Annotated in this window: 17 protein-coding genes; 9 read left to right on the top strand and 8 right to left on the bottom strand. The window is 67.9% G+C overall.

Translation table 11 applies throughout. From position 1 onward, the window contains the following. Positions 1-53: 53 nt before the first annotated feature. From AC5Y5E_RS15200 to kstD, 5 genes are all read right to left on the bottom strand, one after another. The gene (locus AC5Y5E_RS15200) at positions 54-899 is read right to left on the bottom strand and encodes a type IV toxin-antitoxin system AbiEi family antitoxin (RefSeq protein WP_499903786.1); all 846 of its coding nucleotides are present in this window, start codon (positions 897-899) and stop codon (positions 54-56) included. 31 nt (positions 900-930) lie between these two features. After that, positions 931-1,902 carry an FHA domain-containing protein gene (locus tag AC5Y5E_RS15195; RefSeq protein WP_499903785.1) on the bottom strand — a complete coding sequence of 324 codons (972 nt, stop codon included), beginning with the start codon at positions 1,900-1,902 and terminating at the stop codon, positions 931-933. Between the two features lie 149 nt (positions 1,903-2,051). After that, entirely contained in the window at positions 2,052-3,806 is a 1,755-nt protein-coding gene (locus tag AC5Y5E_RS15190) for a patatin-like phospholipase family protein (RefSeq protein ID WP_499903784.1), read from the bottom strand. A 55-nt stretch (positions 3,807-3,861) separates the two neighbouring features. Continuing rightward, entirely contained in the window at positions 3,862-4,722 is an 861-nt protein-coding gene (gene chsH3, locus AC5Y5E_RS15185; RefSeq protein WP_499903783.1) for an enoyl-CoA hydratase ChsH3, read from the bottom strand. 1 nt (position 4,723) lies between these two features. Then, positions 4,724-6,406: a 3-oxosteroid 1-dehydrogenase gene (gene kstD / locus AC5Y5E_RS15180; protein WP_499903782.1), complete on the bottom strand. Its 1,683-nt coding sequence runs from the start codon at positions 6,404-6,406 to the stop codon at positions 4,724-4,726. A 74-nt stretch (positions 6,407-6,480) separates the two neighbouring features. Between kstD and AC5Y5E_RS15175 the strand changes: the two genes are divergently transcribed. The 8 genes from AC5Y5E_RS15175 to AC5Y5E_RS15140 all read left to right on the top strand — a co-directional run bounded on the left by AC5Y5E_RS15175 (position 6,481) and on the right by AC5Y5E_RS15140 (position 14,153). Continuing rightward, the gene (locus tag AC5Y5E_RS15175; RefSeq protein WP_499903781.1) at positions 6,481-7,266 is read left to right on the top strand and encodes a 2-keto-4-pentenoate hydratase; all 786 of its coding nucleotides are present in this window, start codon (positions 6,481-6,483) and stop codon (positions 7,264-7,266) included. Between the two features lie 42 nt (positions 7,267-7,308). Next, a complete protein-coding gene (locus AC5Y5E_RS15170; protein ID WP_085201102.1) occupies positions 7,309-8,229 on the top strand; it encodes an acetaldehyde dehydrogenase (acetylating) in 921 nt (306 codons plus the stop codon). Beyond that, positions 8,226-9,284: a 4-hydroxy-2-oxovalerate aldolase gene (dmpG, locus tag AC5Y5E_RS15165; protein WP_499903780.1), complete on the top strand. Its 1,059-nt coding sequence runs from the start codon at positions 8,226-8,228 to the stop codon at positions 9,282-9,284. The genes AC5Y5E_RS15170 and dmpG overlap by 4 nt, the downstream gene beginning before the upstream one ends. Before the next feature lie 116 nt (positions 9,285-9,400). After that, on the top strand, positions 9,401-10,618 hold the full coding sequence (locus AC5Y5E_RS15160; RefSeq protein ID WP_499903779.1) for a PPE family protein: 1,218 nt from the start codon (positions 9,401-9,403) through the stop codon (positions 10,616-10,618). Between the two features lie 99 nt (positions 10,619-10,717). After that, positions 10,718-11,014: a hypothetical protein gene (locus tag AC5Y5E_RS15155; protein WP_499903778.1), complete on the top strand. Its 297-nt coding sequence runs from the start codon at positions 10,718-10,720 to the stop codon at positions 11,012-11,014. A gap of 87 nt (positions 11,015-11,101) precedes the next feature. Next, positions 11,102-12,229: a hypothetical protein gene (locus AC5Y5E_RS15150; protein WP_499903777.1), complete on the top strand. Its 1,128-nt coding sequence runs from the start codon at positions 11,102-11,104 to the stop codon at positions 12,227-12,229. Then, positions 12,226-13,008 (top strand): SDR family oxidoreductase, encoded by a 783-nt coding sequence (locus AC5Y5E_RS15145; protein WP_499903776.1) that lies wholly within the window; start codon positions 12,226-12,228, stop codon positions 13,006-13,008. Before AC5Y5E_RS15150 ends, AC5Y5E_RS15145 begins: the two co-directional genes overlap by 4 nt. Next, complete coding sequence (locus AC5Y5E_RS15140; RefSeq protein WP_499903775.1) at positions 13,008-14,153, top strand: sulfotransferase family protein; 1,146 nt, start codon at positions 13,008-13,010, stop codon at positions 14,151-14,153. The genes AC5Y5E_RS15145 and AC5Y5E_RS15140 overlap by 1 nt, the downstream gene beginning before the upstream one ends. 93 nt (positions 14,154-14,246) lie before the next feature. On the opposite strand, the gene AC5Y5E_RS15135 is transcribed toward AC5Y5E_RS15140, so the two are convergent. Further along, positions 14,247-14,696 carry a hypothetical protein gene (locus AC5Y5E_RS15135; RefSeq protein WP_499903774.1) on the bottom strand — a complete coding sequence of 150 codons (450 nt, stop codon included), beginning with the start codon at positions 14,694-14,696 and terminating at the stop codon, positions 14,247-14,249. 4 nt (positions 14,697-14,700) lie between these two features. Beyond that, entirely contained in the window at positions 14,701-15,864 is a 1,164-nt protein-coding gene (locus AC5Y5E_RS15130) for a 3-ketosteroid-9-alpha-monooxygenase, oxygenase component (RefSeq protein ID WP_499881641.1), read from the bottom strand. 117 nt (positions 15,865-15,981) lie between these two features. On the opposite strand from AC5Y5E_RS15130, the gene AC5Y5E_RS15125 reads away from it, so the two are divergent. Further along, a complete protein-coding gene (locus AC5Y5E_RS15125; RefSeq protein WP_499903773.1) occupies positions 15,982-16,506 on the top strand; it encodes a gamma carbonic anhydrase family protein in 525 nt (174 codons plus the stop codon). Positions 16,507-16,609: 103 nt separating this feature from the next. Here AC5Y5E_RS15125 and AC5Y5E_RS15120 read toward each other — a convergent pair whose 3' ends face one another. Beyond that, on the bottom strand, positions 16,610-18,493 hold the full coding sequence (locus AC5Y5E_RS15120) for a PE family protein (protein WP_499903772.1): 1,884 nt from the start codon (positions 18,491-18,493) through the stop codon (positions 16,610-16,612). Positions 18,494-18,605 lie beyond the last annotated feature (112 nt).

Genomic DNA, 18,605 nt, shown 5'->3' with positions numbered 1-18,605 from the left:
CGCCTTTATCGTCGAGCGTCGCGCTAGCGCAGCTGTCGGCGTCGAGAGCCACGCTAGCGCGACGCTCGACGGGCCAATGCGGCTCGAACCCTGCGTACGACGTCCGCAGGCCGGTCGCCCGCGACCACCCGCACGACAATCCACCCACGACGTTCGAGCATCTCCAACCGCCGGATATCCCAGGTGTACTGCCGCCGATCATTGCGATGTTGCTCGCCGTCATACTCAACTGCGACTTTGAGGTCCTCCCAACCCATGTCGAGGTAGGCGAGAATCTCGCCGAAGTCGTCTTGGACCGCGATCTGGGTTTGCGGCCTAGGCAGGCCGGCGCGTATTAAGACCAGCCGAAGCCACGTCTCCTTGGGCGACTGGGCTCCGGGGTCTGCAAGACGGATCGCGGTCCTGGCCATGTGGACCCCTCGCCGGCCGTGGTAGCGGTCCATCAGGGTCTCGACCTCGGCCGTCTTCAAATCTGTCGTCCGAAGCAGGTCGTCGATCGCCGCGACCGACTCGGTGACCGAGTACCAGCAGCCCAAATCGAGTGCCGTCCGAGCCGGCGTTGTCACGGGGATGCCGTCAATGAGCGCGACCTCATCGTCGTCGATGTGGTCACCCCGGACGATCAGGTTTGGCATCGCACTCCGGTTGTTGTGAAGGATCTCAAGCGGCGCATTGACGTTTACCCATTCGGAGCCGTGCAGTGCGGCTGCCGACAGTCCGGCAACGATGCCGCGGCGTCGCGACCAGAGCCATCCCGCGCGGGCGCGAACGAGTGGAGTCAGCTCGGTACCAGGAGTGACATAGACGTCGCGGAACAACTTCGTATATCGAGTCCGCAGCGCACTTTTGACGATGTGCCCATGCGCTACCGCCTCGCTGCCGATGAACGGCTCCGCCATGACGGCAGCGTTCCACGTGTCACGGCGAACGTCACTTCACCGCGTGTCCGCCACCTACCGAACGCGCGACGACCGGAAAGACCGTCTCCATTCCGCGCCGGCCCTTGATCTCTACCTGCTCGGACTGCCCCCAGTCGTATTGCGCCTCGACGGCGGCGTGAACGCCGGTGCTCACCATCACGGCCGGGCGCCCGGCCCGTCCGGCGATGCCGGCCAACCGGAACGCCACGTTGGTCGCGTCGCCAATGACGGCCGTGACCGTCCTCGTCATCGCGGCGATCGCGGCCCGGCCCTGCACCACGCCCCAGCCCATGCGGATCGGCGAACCGTCGGGCGAACGCAGCGGCAGCGTGGGCGCGAGTTCCTCGACCATCTGGTTCGCGGCGAGCGCGAAGTCGATCGCGAGCTCATTTGCCTTCGGAATCGTCCGCAGCTCCCAGACGGCATACAGCGCATCGCCGGCGTAGTGATTGAGCGTTCCGCGATGTGCGCGCAGGACTCGGTTGAGCTCGTGCCAAAGATAGTTCAGGCTCTGGGCGATCACCTGGTTGTCGGTGACCTCTGAGATCGTCGAGTAGTTGGTGATATCGCCGACCACCATCACCATGGTCTCCTCGACGATCCGGGTCAGGGTCGGGCTGGTGTTGGTCACCCCGGCGGCGTTGAACCGGTCCGACCGGAAGATGAGCACCACGTCGCCCACCGAGATCCGGTCGTCGGGCTTAAGGGGGACCTGCACGGCGCGCTCCAGCGGCATGCCGTTGAGCAACGTTCCGTTGGTGCTGGTGTCGATGAGGTAGGCCCGGTCGGTGGTGACGTCCAAGCGGATCTCGAGGTGATTGCGGGAGATGTTCGGATCGGGAATGACCAGTCGGCGCTGTTCGTCGATGCCCGCGCACTGACGGCCGACGAATAGTTGATCGAAGATCGGCACGATCTTCTCGCCGCCATTCAAGTGCATGACGAGATTGGCCAGCGGCTTGTCCCACCAATCGGAGCCCATGGGTTAATGGCCTCGCCGCACACGAACGGCCGCGTGCGCGAGCGAGACTCGTCGTTGTCTGCCCCGCCCGCCCTGACCACCCTGTGCACACACTAAGCGTCTGCCATCTGAAGATGCTGAGCCGTTGGCTGCAGCGTAATAGTACAGGCTCAGCGAACGAGCGACGGCTGCGCTTCGAGGGTTCTGCGGGCTGCGATCCGCCCGGCTTCGAGGGCGGCATCGATGTTTTTGAAGTCCAACGGACCGATCGCTGAGACGTCCGGCTCGATGATCGCCGTGACTCGGGGGAGCTCGCGCAGGTTCCACTTGGGGGCCGCGAGTTCGACGCTGCGAAGCAATGTGTCTTGCAGCGGTGGCAGGGCTACGTCCGTCCCGGTCACGAGCCGCCGGACGAACGGGGGAGGCTGAAGCTTCGCCGGCAGCGGGCCAAAGCCCTTCGATGGCACCCAAGTCGTGCGCAGATCGACGCATACCACCTCGCCGTCCGGGTCGGCGCACATCACGTCGGCCGGGAGGATGTTCATCAATCCGCCGTCAACGAGCAGCCGTTCCCCATGCTGCACCGGTGGCAGGAGGCCGGGTATCGAGATCGATGCGCGCACGGCGATCCACAGCAGCCCACGCCGATGGATGATCTGATCGCCCGTGATGATGTCGGTGGAGACGGAAAAGAACTCCCTCGGCAGATGCTCGATCAGGGTCCTACTGCCGAAGAATCCTTCTATCAGACGGTCGACACGGCGACCTCGCGTGAGGGCTATCGCGGGGATCGTGTAGTCGCTGACCGGCCTGGTCTCTGCGACGTACTTCCGTGCCGCCGCGGTGCACTCCCGCGCGTCCAGACCCAGCGCGAAGGTGGCGGCAGCGAGGGCACCCGAACTGGTCCCGCCAAACCGGTCGATGACGACGCCCGCCCGGGTGAGCTCTTCGTAGACCCCGTAATGCGCGAGGCCCCGAGCGCCACCACCCCCGAGCACGAGGCCGAGAGATCGGCCGGCGATTCGGCGGGCCAGGGCACCGATGCCGTCGTCGTCGGTGGGGTGATGCGAGACCGGCTGCAGCAGGTCCCACCAGCTCGGGTCCGGCACGACGCCGCAAGTGACCAGGTGGACCGGCCCTTGCGTCACGGGTGGTTCGAGCGCTTCCGGCGGATGGGTTTGATCGGCAAGGACCACGACTCGGTCGCTTTGCGCGGTGACGTAGCGTCGCCAGCTGTCACCCGAGCCCCGATCGGCCACCAGCAAGACCCAATCGTTGCTTCGCTCGACGCGGTCGAGGGTCTCGCTGAACGCGTCGACGAGCTGGCCGTAATGATTGGCCGCGGCCGTCGTCTCGACCGGCGGCGCGACGACGGCCGCCTGGCCGTGCGATCTCAGCCGGGTCGCGATCGCATCGACGATCGGGGCCGCGACCGCATCCCCGGTCGACACCACGCCGACGACCCGGCGACCGCGAGAGACGTTGGCGGCTCGTGACTCGCGAAGCATCACCGCCATCGCTCGGAACATCGCCGATTGCAATTGCGGCGCCTTGGCGAGCACCTCGCTGAACGTGTCGGCGGCGATCCTCCAGACGACGCCGTCCCGAAGGGCTCGTACCCCGGCCGAGCGAGCGGCGCCGGTGATCACGCCCAGGTCTCCGATCGAGTCCCCGGACGCCATCTCACGAAGCACCTGTCCGTCGCGGCCGATGGCCGCGAATCGTCCCGAGGCGATTACATAGAAGGCGTCCGACGGGTCGCCCATGTGAAAGAGCCACTCGTTGGCGGGGACGTGCTGGCGACCTACGGTCTTCGTGAGCAGGTCGAGTTGTTCGTCGTCGATCTCGGCGAATATCGGAATGCTCCGCAGTGCGGTTCGCTCGTCGGCCGCACGCGGTTCGGGCGACTGCCCTTCAGCGACCATGAAAGGACGAAAGCATATTGCGCCGTTTAACGGTAGTCCGCACGGCGCAAAGGCGCTACGCGGGGACCAGTTCGACGCCGCTGAGCACGACGGCGTTGTCGCGCGACGGCGCGACAACGCTGGCCACGAAGCGGCCGTTCTCCTTCCAGATGCCGACCTTGAGCGTCTCACCGGGGAAGGCCACGCCGGCGAACCGCGCGCCGTAGGCGCCCACCGCGCCGGCGTCGCCGTCGAGCACCGCGTCGGTGATCGCCTTGCAGGTCATGCCGTAGGTGCACAGGCCATGCAGGATCGGCCTGGGAAACCCTGCGGCGGCGGCGAATTCGGGGTCGGAGTGCAGCGGGTTGCGGTCCCCGCAGAGCCGGTACAGCAACGCCTGCTGCGGCAGGATCGGCACGTCGACCTCCAGGTCGGGGGCCCGGTCCGGCGCGGCGTCGGACGATGACGGCCCGCGCTCACCGCCGAAGCCTCCTTCGCCGCGGGCGAAGATCGACCGCCGCTGCGTCCACAGCAGCGTGCCGTCCGGGTCGCTGACCGTCGTCTCGCTCCAGATCACCGCGGCCTTGCCCTTGTCCCAGATGTCGGTGAACCGGGTGACGGCCTTGGCCGAGCCCGACGGCGGCAGCGGCCCGGGCACCTCGACCCGCTCGCTGGCGTGCAACACCTTGCCCAGCTCGATGTCGATGCCGGGGAACCGCACCGTCGGCGGCGTGGTCATGTGAAAGGTGGCGGCGACGTTGCCGAACGTCGGCAGCACCTGCGGGGTGTCGTCCACCAGATAGCGCAGCTCGCGGGGATCCATCGGGTCCGAGCCGGCGCCCAGTCCCAGTTGATAGAGCTGGATATCGCTGCTGACCCAAGAGAATTCGATGGGATCCAGCTCGGCGTTCAGCGCGACGTCGACATCGATCGGCATCTCAGTTAACCCCCGCGATGTGCAGCGCGGCGAGGTAGCCGAAGGTCATCGCCGGCCCGATGGTGCCGCCCGGGCCGGGGTAGGTGTGGCCCATCACCGGGGCGCTGACATTGCCCGCCGCGTAAAGGCCTTCGATGATGCTGCCGTCGTCGCGCAGCGCCCGGCCGTGCACATCGGTGCGGATGCCGCCCTTGGTGCCCAGGTCGCCGGGCACCATCTTGGCGGCGTAGAAGGGCGCGTGGCTGATCTCGCCGAGGTTGGCGTTCGGCTTGTTGGTGGGGTCGCCGTAGTAGCGGTCGTAGGCGCTCTCGCCGCGGTGGTAGTCCTCGTCGACGCCCGAGCGCGCGAAGCCGTTGAAACGCTCGACGGTCGCCACCAGGTCGGCCACCGGGAGGCCGGCCTTCTCGGCCAGCTGCTCGAGGGTTTCGGCCTGGATGATCACGCCGCATTCCAGCCATTTGCGTGGGATACGTTGCCCCGGTTGCAGTCCCGCGAAGATGTAGCGGTCGCGGTACTGCTGGTCGAACACCAGCCACGCGGGGATGTTCTCGCCCGGACCGGGGCCCTGGCCGAATTCCCCGCCGTACATGTGGTGGCAGGCCTCGACGTAGGGCATCGACTCGTTCATGAAGCGCTTGCCCGACATGTTGACGATGATCGACCCCGGTGAGTTGCGCTCGGACAAGGCGAACCACGGCGCGCCCGCCAGCGGCACCGTCGGGCCCCACCAGGCGTCCTCCATCAGATCCAGTGCGGCGCCCAGCTTTTCGCCCGCGACGATGCCGTCGCCGGTGTTGGCCTTGGCCCCGACGGTCCATTCGGTGGTGATGGGGGCGCGCTGATACTTCACCCGCATTTGTTCGTTGTGCTCGAACCCGCCGCTGGCCAGGATCACGCCGCGCCGCGCCCGGATCAGCTGTGGCTCGGTCGATTCCGATGCGGTCGAGTCCTGAACGTACACCCCGCGCACCACGCCGTCCTCGACGTGGAGGTCAGTGAGCGCGGTGTTGAGCTGCACCGGAACACCGGCGCGCTGCAACCCGATGCGCAGCGGCCCGATCAGCGCGCGGCCCATGCCGACCAGGTTCTTGCCGGTCGCCTTGGCCCACATCGTGCGCGCGCCCACTTTCAGGCTGCGCGCGACGCCCCGCGGATGCCGCTTGAGCTGGTTCAGGCGCACGTAGTCCTGTTGCATCACAACGACGTTCAGCGGCACCTTGCCGTAAGCGGGCTCCAGCCCCGCCTCGTCGGCGCCGAGCTTGCGGGCGTTGAACGGCTTGGGCTCGATCGACCGCCCGTCCGCCCGGCCGCCCGGCGCCTCGGGGTAGTAGTCGGAATAGCGCGGCACCCAGCACATCTTCAGGGGCGTGTGCTTCAGCACGAAGGAGAGCATCTCGGGTCCGCGCTCGAGGTAGGTGTCGATGCGCTCCGGCTCCACGATGTCGCCGATGATTCCGTGCAGGTAGGTCCGTGCGGCCTCCGGCGTGTCCCGCACACCGTCGCGCTTGAGCACCTCGTTGTTCGGAATCCAGACCCCGCCCCCGGACCGCGCGGTGGAGCCGCCGAAATGCGCGGCCTTCTCGATGACTACTGTCGAAAGGCCACGGTGCGCGGCGGCAAGGGCGGCAACCATGCCGGCTCCGCCGCTCCCGACCACGACGACGTCGTACTCCTGCCCTGTCATGTAGAACACGTTATAGAATTGCCCGGGTTGGGCGCTACCGGCCCGGTCAAACGAACTAAGGGGACTTCCGGGAAATGCTCAGTGTTGCGATCCGCGACGAGCTGGCCGCCGACCTGGCGCAAGCCGAGCGCAGCCGTGAGCCCATCAGACCGTTGACCGCCGCTTACCCGGACATCGACGTCGTCGACGCGTACGAGATTCAGCTGATCAACATCCGTCAGCGGGTCGCCGAGGGCGCCCGGGTGCTGGGCCACAAGGTGGGCCTGTCGTCGCTGGCGATGCAGCAGATGATGGGGGTCGACGAGCCGGACTACGGCCACCTGCTCGACGAGATGCAGGTATTCGAGGACGTCCCGGTCAAGGCCGGACGCTACCTGTATCCGCGGGTGGAGGTCGAGGTCGGTTTCATCCTGTCCGACGACCTGCCCGGCGCCGAGTGCACCGAAGACGACGTGTTGGCGGCCACCGAGGCGCTGGTGCCGTCGATCGAGCTGATCGACACCCGCATCACCGACTGGAAGATCGCGCTGTGCGACACCATCGCCGACAACGCCTCGTCGGCGGGCTTCGTGCTCGGCCAGGCGAGGGTGTCGCCGGCCGACATCGACGTCAAGGCGATCGACGCGGTGCTGACCCGCAACGGCGAGGTGATCGCCGAGGGCCGCAGCGACGCCGTGCTGGGCAACCCCGTCACGGCGGTCGCGTGGTTGTCCCGCAAGGTGGAAAGCTTCGGGGTGCGGCTGCGAAAAGGTGACATCGTGTTACCGGGATCGTGCACGCGGGCGATCGATGCGCGCGCCGGTGACGAGTTCGTCGCCGACTTTACGGGCCTCGGTTCGGTGCGGTTGTCCTTTGAATAGCGCCGGAATAGTTTTCAATTAGTCCAGAAAACGAGGAGCATCATGCCGTCCAAGGCGAGTGTGGCCATTGTCGGGTCGGGAAACATCAGCACCGACCTGCTCTACAAGCTCCTCCGATCGGACTGGCTGGAACCGCGCTGGATGGTGGGCATCGACCCGGAAAGCGAGGGTCTGGCGCGGGCCCGAAAGCTGGGTCTTGAGACCACCCACGAGGGAGTCGACTGGTTGTTGGCGCAGCCGGAGAAACCCGACCTGGTGTTCGAGGCGACCAGCGCCTACGTGCACCGTGACGCGGCGCCGAAATACGCGGCCGCGGGCATCCGGGCGATCGACCTGACGCCGGCCGCGGTGGGCCCGGCGGTGATCCCGCCGGCCAACCTGCGTGAGCATCTGGACGCGCCCAACGTCAACATGATCACCTGCGGCGGGCAGGCGACCATCCCGATCGTCTACGCCGTCTCCCGGGTCGTCGAGGTGCCGTACGCCGAAATCGTCGCGTCGGTGGCCTCGGTGTCCGCAGGTCCGGGGACCCGCGCGAACATCGACGAGTTCACCAAGACCACCAGCAAGGGCGTCGAGACCATCGGGGGCGCCAAGCGCGGCAAGGCCATCATCATCCTGAACCCCGCCGACCCGCCGATGATCATGCGCGACACCATCTTCTGCGCCATCCCCGAGGACGCCGACCGCGACGCCATCGCCAAGTCCATCCACGACGTCGTCGCCGAGGTGCAGACCTACGTGCCCGGCTACCGGCTGCTCAACGAGCCGCAGTTCGACGACCCGTCGCTCAACTCCGGCGGCCAGGCCCTGGTCACCACCTTCGTCGAGGTCGAGGGTGCCGGGGACTACCTGCCGCCGTATGCGGGAAACCTCGACATCATGACCGCGGCGGCCACCAAGGTCGGCGAGGAGATCGCGAAGGAATCCCTGTCGGCGACGGCGGGAGGAGCGCAAGCATGACTACTGACATTTTCTTCAACCCGATCTGGGACGTGCGGATGACCGACACGTCGCTGCGCGACGGGTCACACCACAAACGCCACCAGTTCACCAAGGATGAGGTGGGCGCCATCGTGGCCGCCCTGGACGCGGCCGGCGTCCCCGTCATCGAGGTGACCCACGGCGACGGGCTGGGCGGCTCGAGCTTCAACTACGGGTTCTCCAAAACCCCCGAGCAGGAACTGATCAAGCTCGCGGCCGAGACCGCCAAAGAGGCCAAGATCGCGTTCCTGATGCTGCCCGGGGTGGGCACCAAAGAGGACATCAAGGAAGCCCAGGACAACGGCGGCTCGATCTGCCGGATCGCCACCCACTGCACCGAGGCCGACGTATCAATCCAGCACTTCGGGCTGGCCCGCGACCTGGGCCTGGAAACCGTCGGCTTTCTGATGATGTCCCATACCATCCCGCCGGAGAAGCTCGCGGCCCAGGCGCGCATCATGGCCGACGCTGGGTGCCAGTGCGTCTACGTGGTCGACTCGGCCGGGGCGCTGGTCCTCGAAGGGGTGCGCGACCGGGTGGGCGCGCTGGTCGCCGAGCTGGGCGGCGACGCCCAGGTCGGATTCCACGGCCACGAAAACCTCGGCCTGGGCGTGGCCAACTCGGTGGAGGCCGTCCGCGCCGGGGCCAAGCAGATCGACGGCTCTTGCCGGCGGTTCGGGGCCGGTGCGGGCAACGCGCCCGTCGAGGCCCTGATCGGGGTGTTCGACAAGATCGGCGTGAAGACCGGCATCGACTTCTTCGACATCGCCGACGCTGCGGAGGACGTCGTGCGCCCCGCCATGCCGGCCGAATGCGTGCTGGACCGCAACGCTCTGATCATGGGCTACTCGGGCGTCTACTCCAGCTTCCTCAAGCACGCCGTCCGGCAGGCCGAGCGCTACGGCGTGCCCGCCCACGCGCTGCTGCACCGGGCCGGCCAGCGCAAGCTCATCGGGGGCCAGGAAGACCAGCTCATCGACATCGCGCTGGAGATCAAACGCGAGCAAGAGAGCGGCGCGGTCGTCACGCATTAATGGCTCTCCCCGGCATAGGCGCTTGGCTTAGAATTCTTTGAAAACGGCGAAGACACTGATCCTTCGTCGGCCTTGGCCTAGCGTTGTTCCATCGACTGCATGCTCGAGGGGTTCGGATGACTTTTTTCACGTTGCCGCCGGAGATCAACTCGCTCCTGATGTACTCGGGCGCCGGTTCGGCTCCGATGCTGGAGGCCGCGGCGGCGTGGAACGGGCTGGCGTCTGAGCTGTCGTCTGCCGCCCAGTCGTTCGCGTCGGTGACGTCGACGCTGGCCGGCCAGGCCTGGCAAGGTGCGGCCGCGCAGGCGATGGCGGCGGCCGCCGCTCCGTACGCCGGGTGGTTGAATGCGGCGGCTGCGCAGGCGGCCGGGGCTGCGGCCCAAGCCCAGGCGGTCGTCAGCGCGTTCGAGTCCGCGCTCTCGGCGACGGTGCATCCCCTGCAGGTGGAAGCCAACCGCAACGGCCTGGTCAACCTGGTGATGAGCAATCTGTTCGGGCAGAACTGGCCCGCCATCGCCGAGACCGAGTTCAACTACCTCGAGATGTGGGCCCAGGACGTGACGGCGATGGTGGGCTACCACGGCGGGGCGTCGGCGGCGGCCGGGCAACTGCTGTCGGGGCAGGCGAGCCTGCCGGCGATTCCGAGCCTGCCCGGCCTCGGTGGCATCGGCGCCGGCACCTCGAGCCCGGCCGGCGGCACCGCCGCCGCCACCTCGGGCGGCGCGGCCGCGAGCGGCGGGGCCGGTGGGGGCGGCGCGGGCGGCGTGGCCGCCGGTAGCGCCGCGACCGGCGGCGGAGGAGGCGACACGGCCGGTAGTGCCGTCGCTGCCGGGGGTGCGGACAGCGGTTACGCGAGTGGCATCGGCACCGCCGATCCCAACGCCGGCGCCGCAGCCACCGGCGGCAGCTACGCCGGCACCGGAGACGTGGGCGCGGCGAACGCCGCTGCCGTGAGTGGCGGTGGCGGCGGCTCTGCCCCCGGCATGGGCGTGCTCGGCACCGGCGGCATGGGGGCGATGATGATGGCGTCCGCCGCGATGGGGGCGTCGAGCTCGTCGACCGGGCCGTCCGCGCCGCCGATTCCGCCGGCCAAGGCCGCGGAGGAGACCGCGCCCGCAGCGCCTCCGGTGGAGGAAACGGTGGCCGCGGAAGTGGAGGAAGCCATTCCGGTGGCCGCCACACCTCTCGGGGCGACACAGGCCGCGGCGGGGCCGGCCGCGGAGGTCTCGGCGGCCAAGCCCGAGGCCGCGCAGACACCGGCGGAGGCGGGGGAGCGCGAGCGAGTGGCGCTGGCGCTCGACGACGCGCCGGAAGCCGAAGCCCGGGCCAACTAGCCTTCCCACGGCAGGCCGGGTACCAGGCGCTGAGCGCAGTCCGCGCATGGACGCCGCGGGTAGTGTTGATCGCGACGTCTCTGGCAAAGGAGGGATCCGGTGACCGTAAAAAATCTCAGCCCTCTTCGGCGCGGACTGTGCGGCCTGGTTGCCGCCGGGGCACTGGGCGTCGCCCCGGTAATAGTCGCGTTGTCGCCGGCCAACGCGGATCCCCAATGCGATCAGACCGTAGGGCAATCCATCGACTCGTACCTGACCCGGCATCCGGACGTGAAGCAGCAATTGCAGGCCAAATCTCAGGCCGAGGGCGGCGGCGGCAACGTCATGGACTACCTGAGTCGCCATCCTGACGTACGGCAGCACCTGATCGACCTGTCCCAGCAGTGCGTGCCCTAGCGAGCGGGCGTCGTCTTTAAATGCCGTGGACGACGCGCGGGAACGTTCGCCATTGACTAAAAAGTAGAACACGTTCTAGGTTTAGGCGTGTTCTCTGATCCCCTCAACGAAGCCATCGTCGAAGCCGAAAAACTCGTCGCGGCCGCACCGTTCATCGAGACCGAAGCCGACCTGCTCGAAGGACTGCAATATCTGGGTGGCTGCATCGCCGCCTGCGAGCATCTCGCCTTCGACTACGACCGCGACCATCCGTTCCTACAGTCGGGCACCGGGCCGTTCACCAAGATGGGCCTCGACAACCCCGACACCCTCTACTTCGGCACCCGGGTGCATGCGGGCCATGAGTACGTGGTCACCGGTAGGCGCGGAACGACCACCGACCTGAGCTTCCAACTGCTCGGCGGCGAGTACACCGATGACAACGTTCCCGCCAGCCAGGCCGCGTTCGACGACCGAGAGCTCGACATCGCCGAAGACGGCAGCTTCGAGTGGCGGGTGCGTCCCACCAGCGCGGGTCAATTGGTGATGCGCGAGGTCTACGGCGACTGGTCGGCGCAGCGCGGCACCCTGGCGATCGCCCGAACCGATACTGCTGGCACCGCCCCGCCGCCGCTAACTCGCGAAATGATCGAAAGGCGTTACGCGACAGCGGGAAAGCAGCTGGTTCAGCGCGTGAAGACCTGGCTGCAATTTCCCCAGTGGTTCTATGACAAGCTCCCGGTCAACACCATGGTGGCACCTCGGCTGACACCGGGCGGACTGGCCACGCAGTACTCGTCGGTCGGGCACTGGGATCTGCGGCCAGACCAGGCCCTGGTGATCACCATTCCGGTCAGCGATGCGCCCTACCTCGGCTTCCAGCTTGGCAGCCTGTGGTACATCTCGCTGGATTACATCAACCACCAGACCTCGCTGAACAACACTCAGGCGCAAGCGGATCCGGACGGCAAGGTGCGCATCGTGGTTGCCGACCAGAATCCGGGTGTCACCAATTGGGTCGAGACGCTCGGCCACAAACGCGGCTATCTGCAGTTCCGCTGGCAGCGGGTGTCGCGCGAGCTCACCGACGCCGACGGTCCGACGGTCGAGCTGGTCGACCTCGACGGGGTGCCCGGCAAGCTGCCGTACTTCGACCACAACAAGATCTCCGAGGACGACTGGCGCGCGCGAATTGCACTGCGCCAACAACAAATTCAGGCGAGGATGCTGGGATGACGAAGTTGTTAGACGGCAAGGTCGTGCTGATCAGCGGCGTGGGCCCGGGCTTGGGCACCACGCTGGCGCACCGATGCACGCGGGAGGGCGCCGATCTGGTGCTGGCGGCCCGCACGCCGGAACGCCTGGACGACGTCGCCAAGCAGATAGCCGACGCCGGTGGGCGCGCGACGACGGTGCCCACCGACATCACCGAGGACGACCAGGTGAGCAACCTGGTCGATGCCACGCTCGAGGCCTACGGCAAGGTTGACGTGTTGATCAACAACGCGTTCCGGGTGCCCTCGATGAAGCCATTGGCGGCGACCAGCTTTCAGCACATCCGGGATGCCATCGAACTCAGCGCCCTCGGCGCGTTGCGGCTGATCCAGGCCTTCACCCCGGCGCTGGAACAGGCGCATGGATCGATCGTCAACGTCAATTCCATGGTGCTGCGGCATTCGCAGGCCAAATACGGCGCCTACAAGATGGCCAAGTCCGCGTTGCTGTCCATGTCGCAGTCGTTGGCGACCGAACTGGGCGAGAAGGGGATCCGCGTCAATTCTGTTGCACCCGGCTATATCTGGGGCGAGACGCTGCAGGCCTACTTCAACCATCAGGCCGGCAAGTACGGCACCACGGCCGAGCAGATCTACGAGGCCACCGCGGCCAACTCCGACCTCAAGCGACTGCCGACCGAGGACGAGGTGGCCTCGGCGATTCTGTTCATGGCCAGCGACCTGTCCAGCGGCATCACCGGGCAGTGCTTGGATGTCAACTGCGGGGAGTATCACACCTGATGACCCAACGGACCAACGTCGGCACCGTCGAGGACCTGCAAGCGTCGGCGACCAAGCTGTGCGGGCTCGACGACTTCGGTGTCGACGACGACAACTACCGCGAGGCGTTGGGCGTGCTGTTGGACTCCTATCAGCGTGACGCGGGCCTCACTGAGTTGGGCAGCAAGATGAATCGGTTCTTCTTGCGCGGCGCGCTGGTGGCCCGGTTGTTCTCCGAGTCGGCATGGAAGCAGTACCCGCAGTACGTCGACGTGGCCATCGAGCGGCCGATCTTCGTCACCGGCCTGCCGCGCACCGGAACCACGATCTTGCACCGCCTGCTGGGCGCCGACCCGGTACACCAGGGCCTGCACCTGTGGCTGGCCGAGTTTCCCCAGCCGCGGCCGCCCCGCGACACCTGGGACGAAAACCCTTGGTACCGCGCGCTGAATGCCCAGTTCGAAAAGGCTCACTCGGAGAACCCGGAGTACACCGGCCTGCACTTCATGGCCGCCTACGAGCTGGAGGAGTGCTGGCAGCTGCTGCGGCAGTCGCTGCATTCGGTGTCATACGAAACGCTGTCGCACCTGCCCACCTATTCGCGCTGGCTGTCGGAGCAGGACTGGACGCCGTCATACCAGCGGCACCGCCGCAACCTTCAGCTGATCGGCCTCAATGACGTCGAAAAGCGTTGGGTGCTCAAGAATCCCAGCCATCTGTTTGCGCTCGATGCGCTGATGGCGACCTATCCCGATGCCCTGGTGATACAGACTCACCGGCCGGTGGAAACGATCCTGGCGTCGATGTGCTCGTTGGCGCAGCACACCGCCGAGGGCTGGTCGACGACCTTCTCCGGCGCCCAGATCGGTGCTGACAACATGGAAACCTGGTCGCGCGGTCTGCGGCTGTTCAACACCGCACGCGCCAAATACGATCCGGCCCAGTTCTACGACGTCGACTACCACGACTTGATCGCCGACCCGCTCGGGACGGTCGCCAACGTATACCGGCACTTCGCTATCCCGCTGACCGATGAGGCGCGAAAGGCCATGGAGGACAGCCACGCCGAGAGTCAGACCGGCGCCCGGGCTCCCAAGCACAAGTACTCCCTGGCCGACTACGGCCTGACCGCCGAGGTCGTCAAGGAGCAGTTCGCGGGGCTGTAGTCCGCGAGTTGCTCAAGCTGGTCACGGCTGCCACCCCACCTCTGCGCCGGCCCGGACAGGGGCATATGTGGCGAATGTGACTGCGCTGGCAGGTTAGTCCGGATCGTCCGGGTGATCCAGGTAGCCCTCGGCGGCGGCGTGCTCGATGCTGTCCCCCAGCTTCGGGCAGGCGCGCGCCCGGGCCGTGTCGCCGCCGGATTCGCGAATCTCGCTGAAGTACGCGCAGCGCTGCGCCGCCTGGGTGTTCCACTGCACCGCGGTGTGACCCGGGCCCAGCCTGCGCACGGTGACCGTGACGTGGCAGAACCGGCAATCCACCGGCAGCAGCCCCGACGTCAGATAGCGCTCACGATCGGCGCGGCTGGCCTCCGCGACCGCGGCGGCGCGTTGCGGGTCGTTGGCAAAATCCCTTGACTTGGACCAGGATCCGGACCCGCCGTCTCGCGCGGGCGATTCCTCGTGATCGTGGTGATCGCCGTGCAGCATCAGCATCGATCGGGCGAGCCGATCGACGTCCGGTACTGCCGGCTGATCGTCAGGCATGGTCCTAGTGTTGCTCGGCGGGAACCTCGGCGGATTCGGATTCCCTTGCCTTCAGGTTCTCCTCGACTTCGACGTTCCAGTGTTCGATGGCACGGGTGGTGTCGATTTCAATCTCGAAGCGCTCCACCATTTCCGGCGTGATGTCGGCGACGTCGACGTAGAACTGCTGATACCAGCGGCGCAGCTGGTAGACGGCGCCGTCCTCCTCGACCAGCAGCGGGTTGTCGATCCGGGTCTTGTGTTTCCAGATTTCGACGTCCTGCAGGAATCCCTTGCTGACCCCTTCGGTGAAGACACGCGACAGCTTGTCGGTCATCTTTTCGTCCATGCCCTTTGGCTTTTCGACGATGACGCCCCACTGCAGCACGAACGAGTTCTGCGTGACCGGGTAGTGGCAGTTGATCAGGATCGACTCGGCCTTGTAGCCGCCGTAGCTGTTGTGCAGCCAGTTGATCATGAACGACGGCCCGAAGTAGGACGCCTCCGAATCCAGGTGCGCCTCACCGTAAGACGTGCCCAGGTCGTCCACGTCGGGACGGCCCACGTTGTGCAGGTACTGCGAGGCGATGTGGCCCTCGAAGACGTTCTTGAAGTACGTCGGCAACCCGAAATGGATGTAGAAGAAGTGCGCCATGTCGGTGACGTTGTCGATGATGTCGCGGCAGTTGGATCCCTCGATGAGGATGCGGTTCCACCGCCATTCGGTCCACTCGCCGCTGTGGGCTTCGGCGATGTCGGGGATCCGGACCGCGGGGTCCGGCGGGTTGCCCTCGTGGTCGTGCCAGACGAACAGCAGGCCGCCGCGCACGTCGGTGGCCCACGACCGGGTGCGCGCGGTCTTGGGCGTGCGCTTGGCGTACGGCACCAGCTTGCAGCGCCCGTCGCCGCCCCAGCGCCAGTCGTGGAACGGGCAGGCGACCTCGTCGCCCTTGATGGTGCCCTCGGACAGGTCGCCGCCCATGTGTCGGCAGTAGCCGTCGAGCACCTTGAGGTCCCCGTGGGAGTCGGCGAAAACCACCAGCTTGGTGCCGAAAGCGTCTACGGAGTGCGGCTTGCCGTCCTGGAAGTCTTTCGCGACGCCCAGGCAGTGCCAGCCGCGGGCATATCTCGTCGGCAGGTCGCCGGGATCGATTTCCCGGATGCCGGCCGCCTTGGTGTCGGTACTCACCAGTCACCTCCAGTGCTCTCTAACTAGAACACGTTACAGTTTTTGGGCTCGATGGCGCAATGACCGCTGGTCTAGCCGGGTTACCGCTGGCGCGTCGGCGCACGGTATATCTAGACGATGCCGCTGTTTGCTTTCGAGGGCCGGTCGCCGCGGATCGATCCGACAGCGTTCGTGGCCCCGACCGCCACCCTGATCGGTGACGTCACCGTCGAGGCCGGGGCGTCGATCTGGTTCAACGCCGTGCTGCGCGGTGACTACGGGCCGATCGTCGTGCGGGAAGGCGCCAACGTCCAGGACGGATCGGTGTTGCACGCGCCGCCCGGCATCCCGGTGGACATCGGTCCGGGCGCGACGGTGGCGCACATGTGCGTGATCCACGGCGTTCACGTCGGGAAAGAGGCGCTGATCGCCAACCACGCCACCGTCCTGGACGGCGCGGTGATCGGCGCGCGCAGCCTGATCGCCGCCGGGTCGTTGGTGTTGGCGGGCACCCAGATTCCGGCCGGGATGCTGGCCGTCGGCGCGCCGGCGCAGGTGAAGGGCCCCGTCGCCGGCACGGGCGCGGAGATGTGGATCAACGTCAACCCGCAGGCCTATCGCGACCTGGCGCAACGGCATATGGCCGGCTTGGAGCCGATCTAGGGCTGCCGAGCGTGCGGCCGGCCGCAGACCTTCTTGACGCTCAATCGCCTTGTCGCGTAGCAGGTTTCGCAGTCGACGCGAATTGCCGCCCAGCCCTTGCTAATTACGTCATGCCTGGCGCCCCGGGGAAGCCCAACAACAGCCCGCGGGCGCCGCCGGCGCCGCCATTGCCGATAGTGGCGGGCGAGTTTCCGCCATTACCACCATTACCACCGTTGCCGACCACCTGGGCGTTGCCGCCGTTGCCGCCGTTGCCGCCAAGACCCGCGGCGCCGATCGCCTCGCCGCCGGCGCCGCCCGTACCGCCAGAACCGATCAACCCGGCCTTACCGCCGTTGCCACCAGCCCCGCCGGACGCACCAAGTCCGCCGGCACCGCCAGCGCCACCGTCGCCGTTGAGCGTGCCGCCGGCGCCACCGTCGCCGCCGATACCGCCGAGAGTGCCACCGCCCCCGCCCGCTCCGCCGGCCCCGCCGGTGCCGAATAGCCGCGCAGCGCCGCCGGCACCGCCGCCCCCGCCGACGGCCGCCCCCGACAGGCCGCCCGCACCGCCGGCGCCACCGGCGCCGAGCAGTCCGGATAGGCCGCCGGCGCCGCCAACCCCGCCGGCGCCGTTGACGCTCGTCCCGCCCCCGCCGCCGGTTCCACCATTGCCGGAAAACAGCGCGCCGCCGCCACCACTACCGCCGGCCCCGCCTGCGGCATTCTGTGAAAACCCGCCGCCACCGCCGGCGCCGCCGCGACCGGACAGCCAACCTGCGCTGCCGCCGGCACCACCGGCCCCGCCGTCGCCCCCCACGGTGTTCAGCGAAAAACCGCCGGAGCCCCCGGCGCCGCCGGCGCCGGTGAACATCCCGCCGGCTGCGCCCGCGCCGCCGGCGCCTCCGGTACTGGCGGAGCCGGTGGCAACCCCACCCGCTCCGCCCGCGCCGCCGGTTCCGAACAGGCCGGCGCCTCCGCCGGCACCCCCGGCTCCCCCCGTGCTCGTGGGTGCCGCCGACATGCCGCCGGCGCCGCCGGCCCCGCCAGTTCCGAACAAGCCAGAGTGCCCGCCCACGCCGCCGGCGCCGCCGCTAGCGTTCGGCTGTGCGCCGATGAAGCCGCCGATGCCGCCGGTGCCGCCCCCACCGCCGTTGCCAGAGATCATGCCGCCCGCACCGCCCGCGCCGCCGGCGCCGCCCCCGCTGAGTCCGCTGTCCCCGCCGGCCCCCCCGAGGCCCCCGGAGCCGAATAGCCCGGCGTTGCCGCCGGCGCCGCCGCCGCCCGCGACGCTGATGGCGTTACCGCCCGCCCCGCCCGCTCCGCCCGCTCCGTAGATCAGGCCGCCCGTGCCGCCGTTCCCGCCAAAGCCGCTGCGGCCGTTGACGCTGATACCGGCCCCGCCGCCGGCGCCACCGGTTCCGAACAGCCCAGCGGCGCCGCCGGCCCCGCCCGAACCGCTCACGGCGCCGGCGGTTTGGGTGCTGCCGCCAGCCCCGCCCGCCCCCGCGGTGCCCCAAAACAGCCCGGCAGCGCCGCCGTTGCCGCCGTTTTGACCCGCGGCCCCGGACCCGCCGTTGCCGCCGTTACCGACCAATATCCCGCCTGCCCCGCCGTTTTGGCCTGTCCCCGGCGTGCCATTGGCGCCGTTGCCGATCAAAGGGCGACCCAGCAGCGTCTGGGTGGGCGCGTTTATCACGTTCAACAGCTCCTGCAGCGGCGAGGCATTGGCGGCCTCGGCGCTCGCGTAGGAGGCGGCGGCCGTGTTCAGGGCACGCACGAACTGCTCATGAAGCGCCGACACCTGTGTACCCAGCGCCTGATATGCCTCGGCGTGCCCGGTGAAAACGGCTGTGACGGCCGCCGACACCTCGTCAGTCGCCGGCGCCAGCAGCCCGGTGGTGGGCGCCATCGCGGCGAGGTTCGCCTCGGTGAGCGCTGACCGTATGCTCGCCAGATCCGCCGCCGCCGCGTCGATCACCTCGGGCGCCGCTATCAGAAAGGACATGTGGCACCCTCCCCTTCGGGTCAACCCCGGGCATGAGCCGAAGGCCATCGAGCCGGCAGAGCGTAACAGCCGCTGAGACGGAAAATCTCGCGTTCGCCCAAAATGCGTGGCG

The organism is Mycobacterium sp. NGS54, from assembly GCF_059812465.1.
This window is presented reverse-complemented; position numbering and strand designations above follow the sequence as displayed.

What these genes read in the sequence shown, in the direction of transcription:
- AC5Y5E_RS15160 (WP_499903779.1), top strand. Translation starts at nt 9,401, where the DNA reads ATGACTTTTTTCACGTTGCCGCCGGAGATCAACTCGCTCCTGATGTAC.
- AC5Y5E_RS15120 (WP_499903772.1), bottom strand. Translation starts at nt 18,493, where the DNA reads ATGTCCTTTCTGATAGCGGCGCCCGAGGTGATCGACGCGGCGGCGGCG.
- chsH3 (WP_499903783.1), bottom strand. Translation starts at nt 4,722, where the DNA reads ATGCCGATCGATGTCGACGTCGCGCTGAACGCCGAGCTGGATCCCATC.
- AC5Y5E_RS15190 (WP_499903784.1), bottom strand. Translation starts at nt 3,806, where the DNA reads ATGGTCGCTGAAGGGCAGTCGCCCGAACCGCGTGCGGCCGACGAGCGA.
- kstD (WP_499903782.1), bottom strand. Translation starts at nt 6,406, where the DNA reads ATGACAGGGCAGGAGTACGACGTCGTCGTGGTCGGGAGCGGCGGAGCC.
- AC5Y5E_RS15175 (WP_499903781.1), top strand. Translation starts at nt 6,481, where the DNA reads ATGCTCAGTGTTGCGATCCGCGACGAGCTGGCCGCCGACCTGGCGCAA.
- AC5Y5E_RS15125 (WP_499903773.1), top strand. Translation starts at nt 15,982, where the DNA reads ATGCCGCTGTTTGCTTTCGAGGGCCGGTCGCCGCGGATCGATCCGACA.
- AC5Y5E_RS15200 (WP_499903786.1), bottom strand. Translation starts at nt 899, where the DNA reads ATGGCGGAGCCGTTCATCGGCAGCGAGGCGGTAGCGCATGGGCACATC.
- dmpG (WP_499903780.1), top strand. Translation starts at nt 8,226, where the DNA reads ATGACTACTGACATTTTCTTCAACCCGATCTGGGACGTGCGGATGACC.
- AC5Y5E_RS15170 (WP_085201102.1), top strand. Translation starts at nt 7,309, where the DNA reads ATGCCGTCCAAGGCGAGTGTGGCCATTGTCGGGTCGGGAAACATCAGC.
- AC5Y5E_RS15145 (WP_499903776.1), top strand. Translation starts at nt 12,226, where the DNA reads ATGACGAAGTTGTTAGACGGCAAGGTCGTGCTGATCAGCGGCGTGGGC.
- AC5Y5E_RS15140 (WP_499903775.1), top strand. Translation starts at nt 13,008, where the DNA reads ATGACCCAACGGACCAACGTCGGCACCGTCGAGGACCTGCAAGCGTCG.
- AC5Y5E_RS15135 (WP_499903774.1), bottom strand. Translation starts at nt 14,696, where the DNA reads ATGCCTGACGATCAGCCGGCAGTACCGGACGTCGATCGGCTCGCCCGA.
- AC5Y5E_RS15195 (WP_499903785.1), bottom strand. Translation starts at nt 1,902, where the DNA reads ATGGGCTCCGATTGGTGGGACAAGCCGCTGGCCAATCTCGTCATGCAC.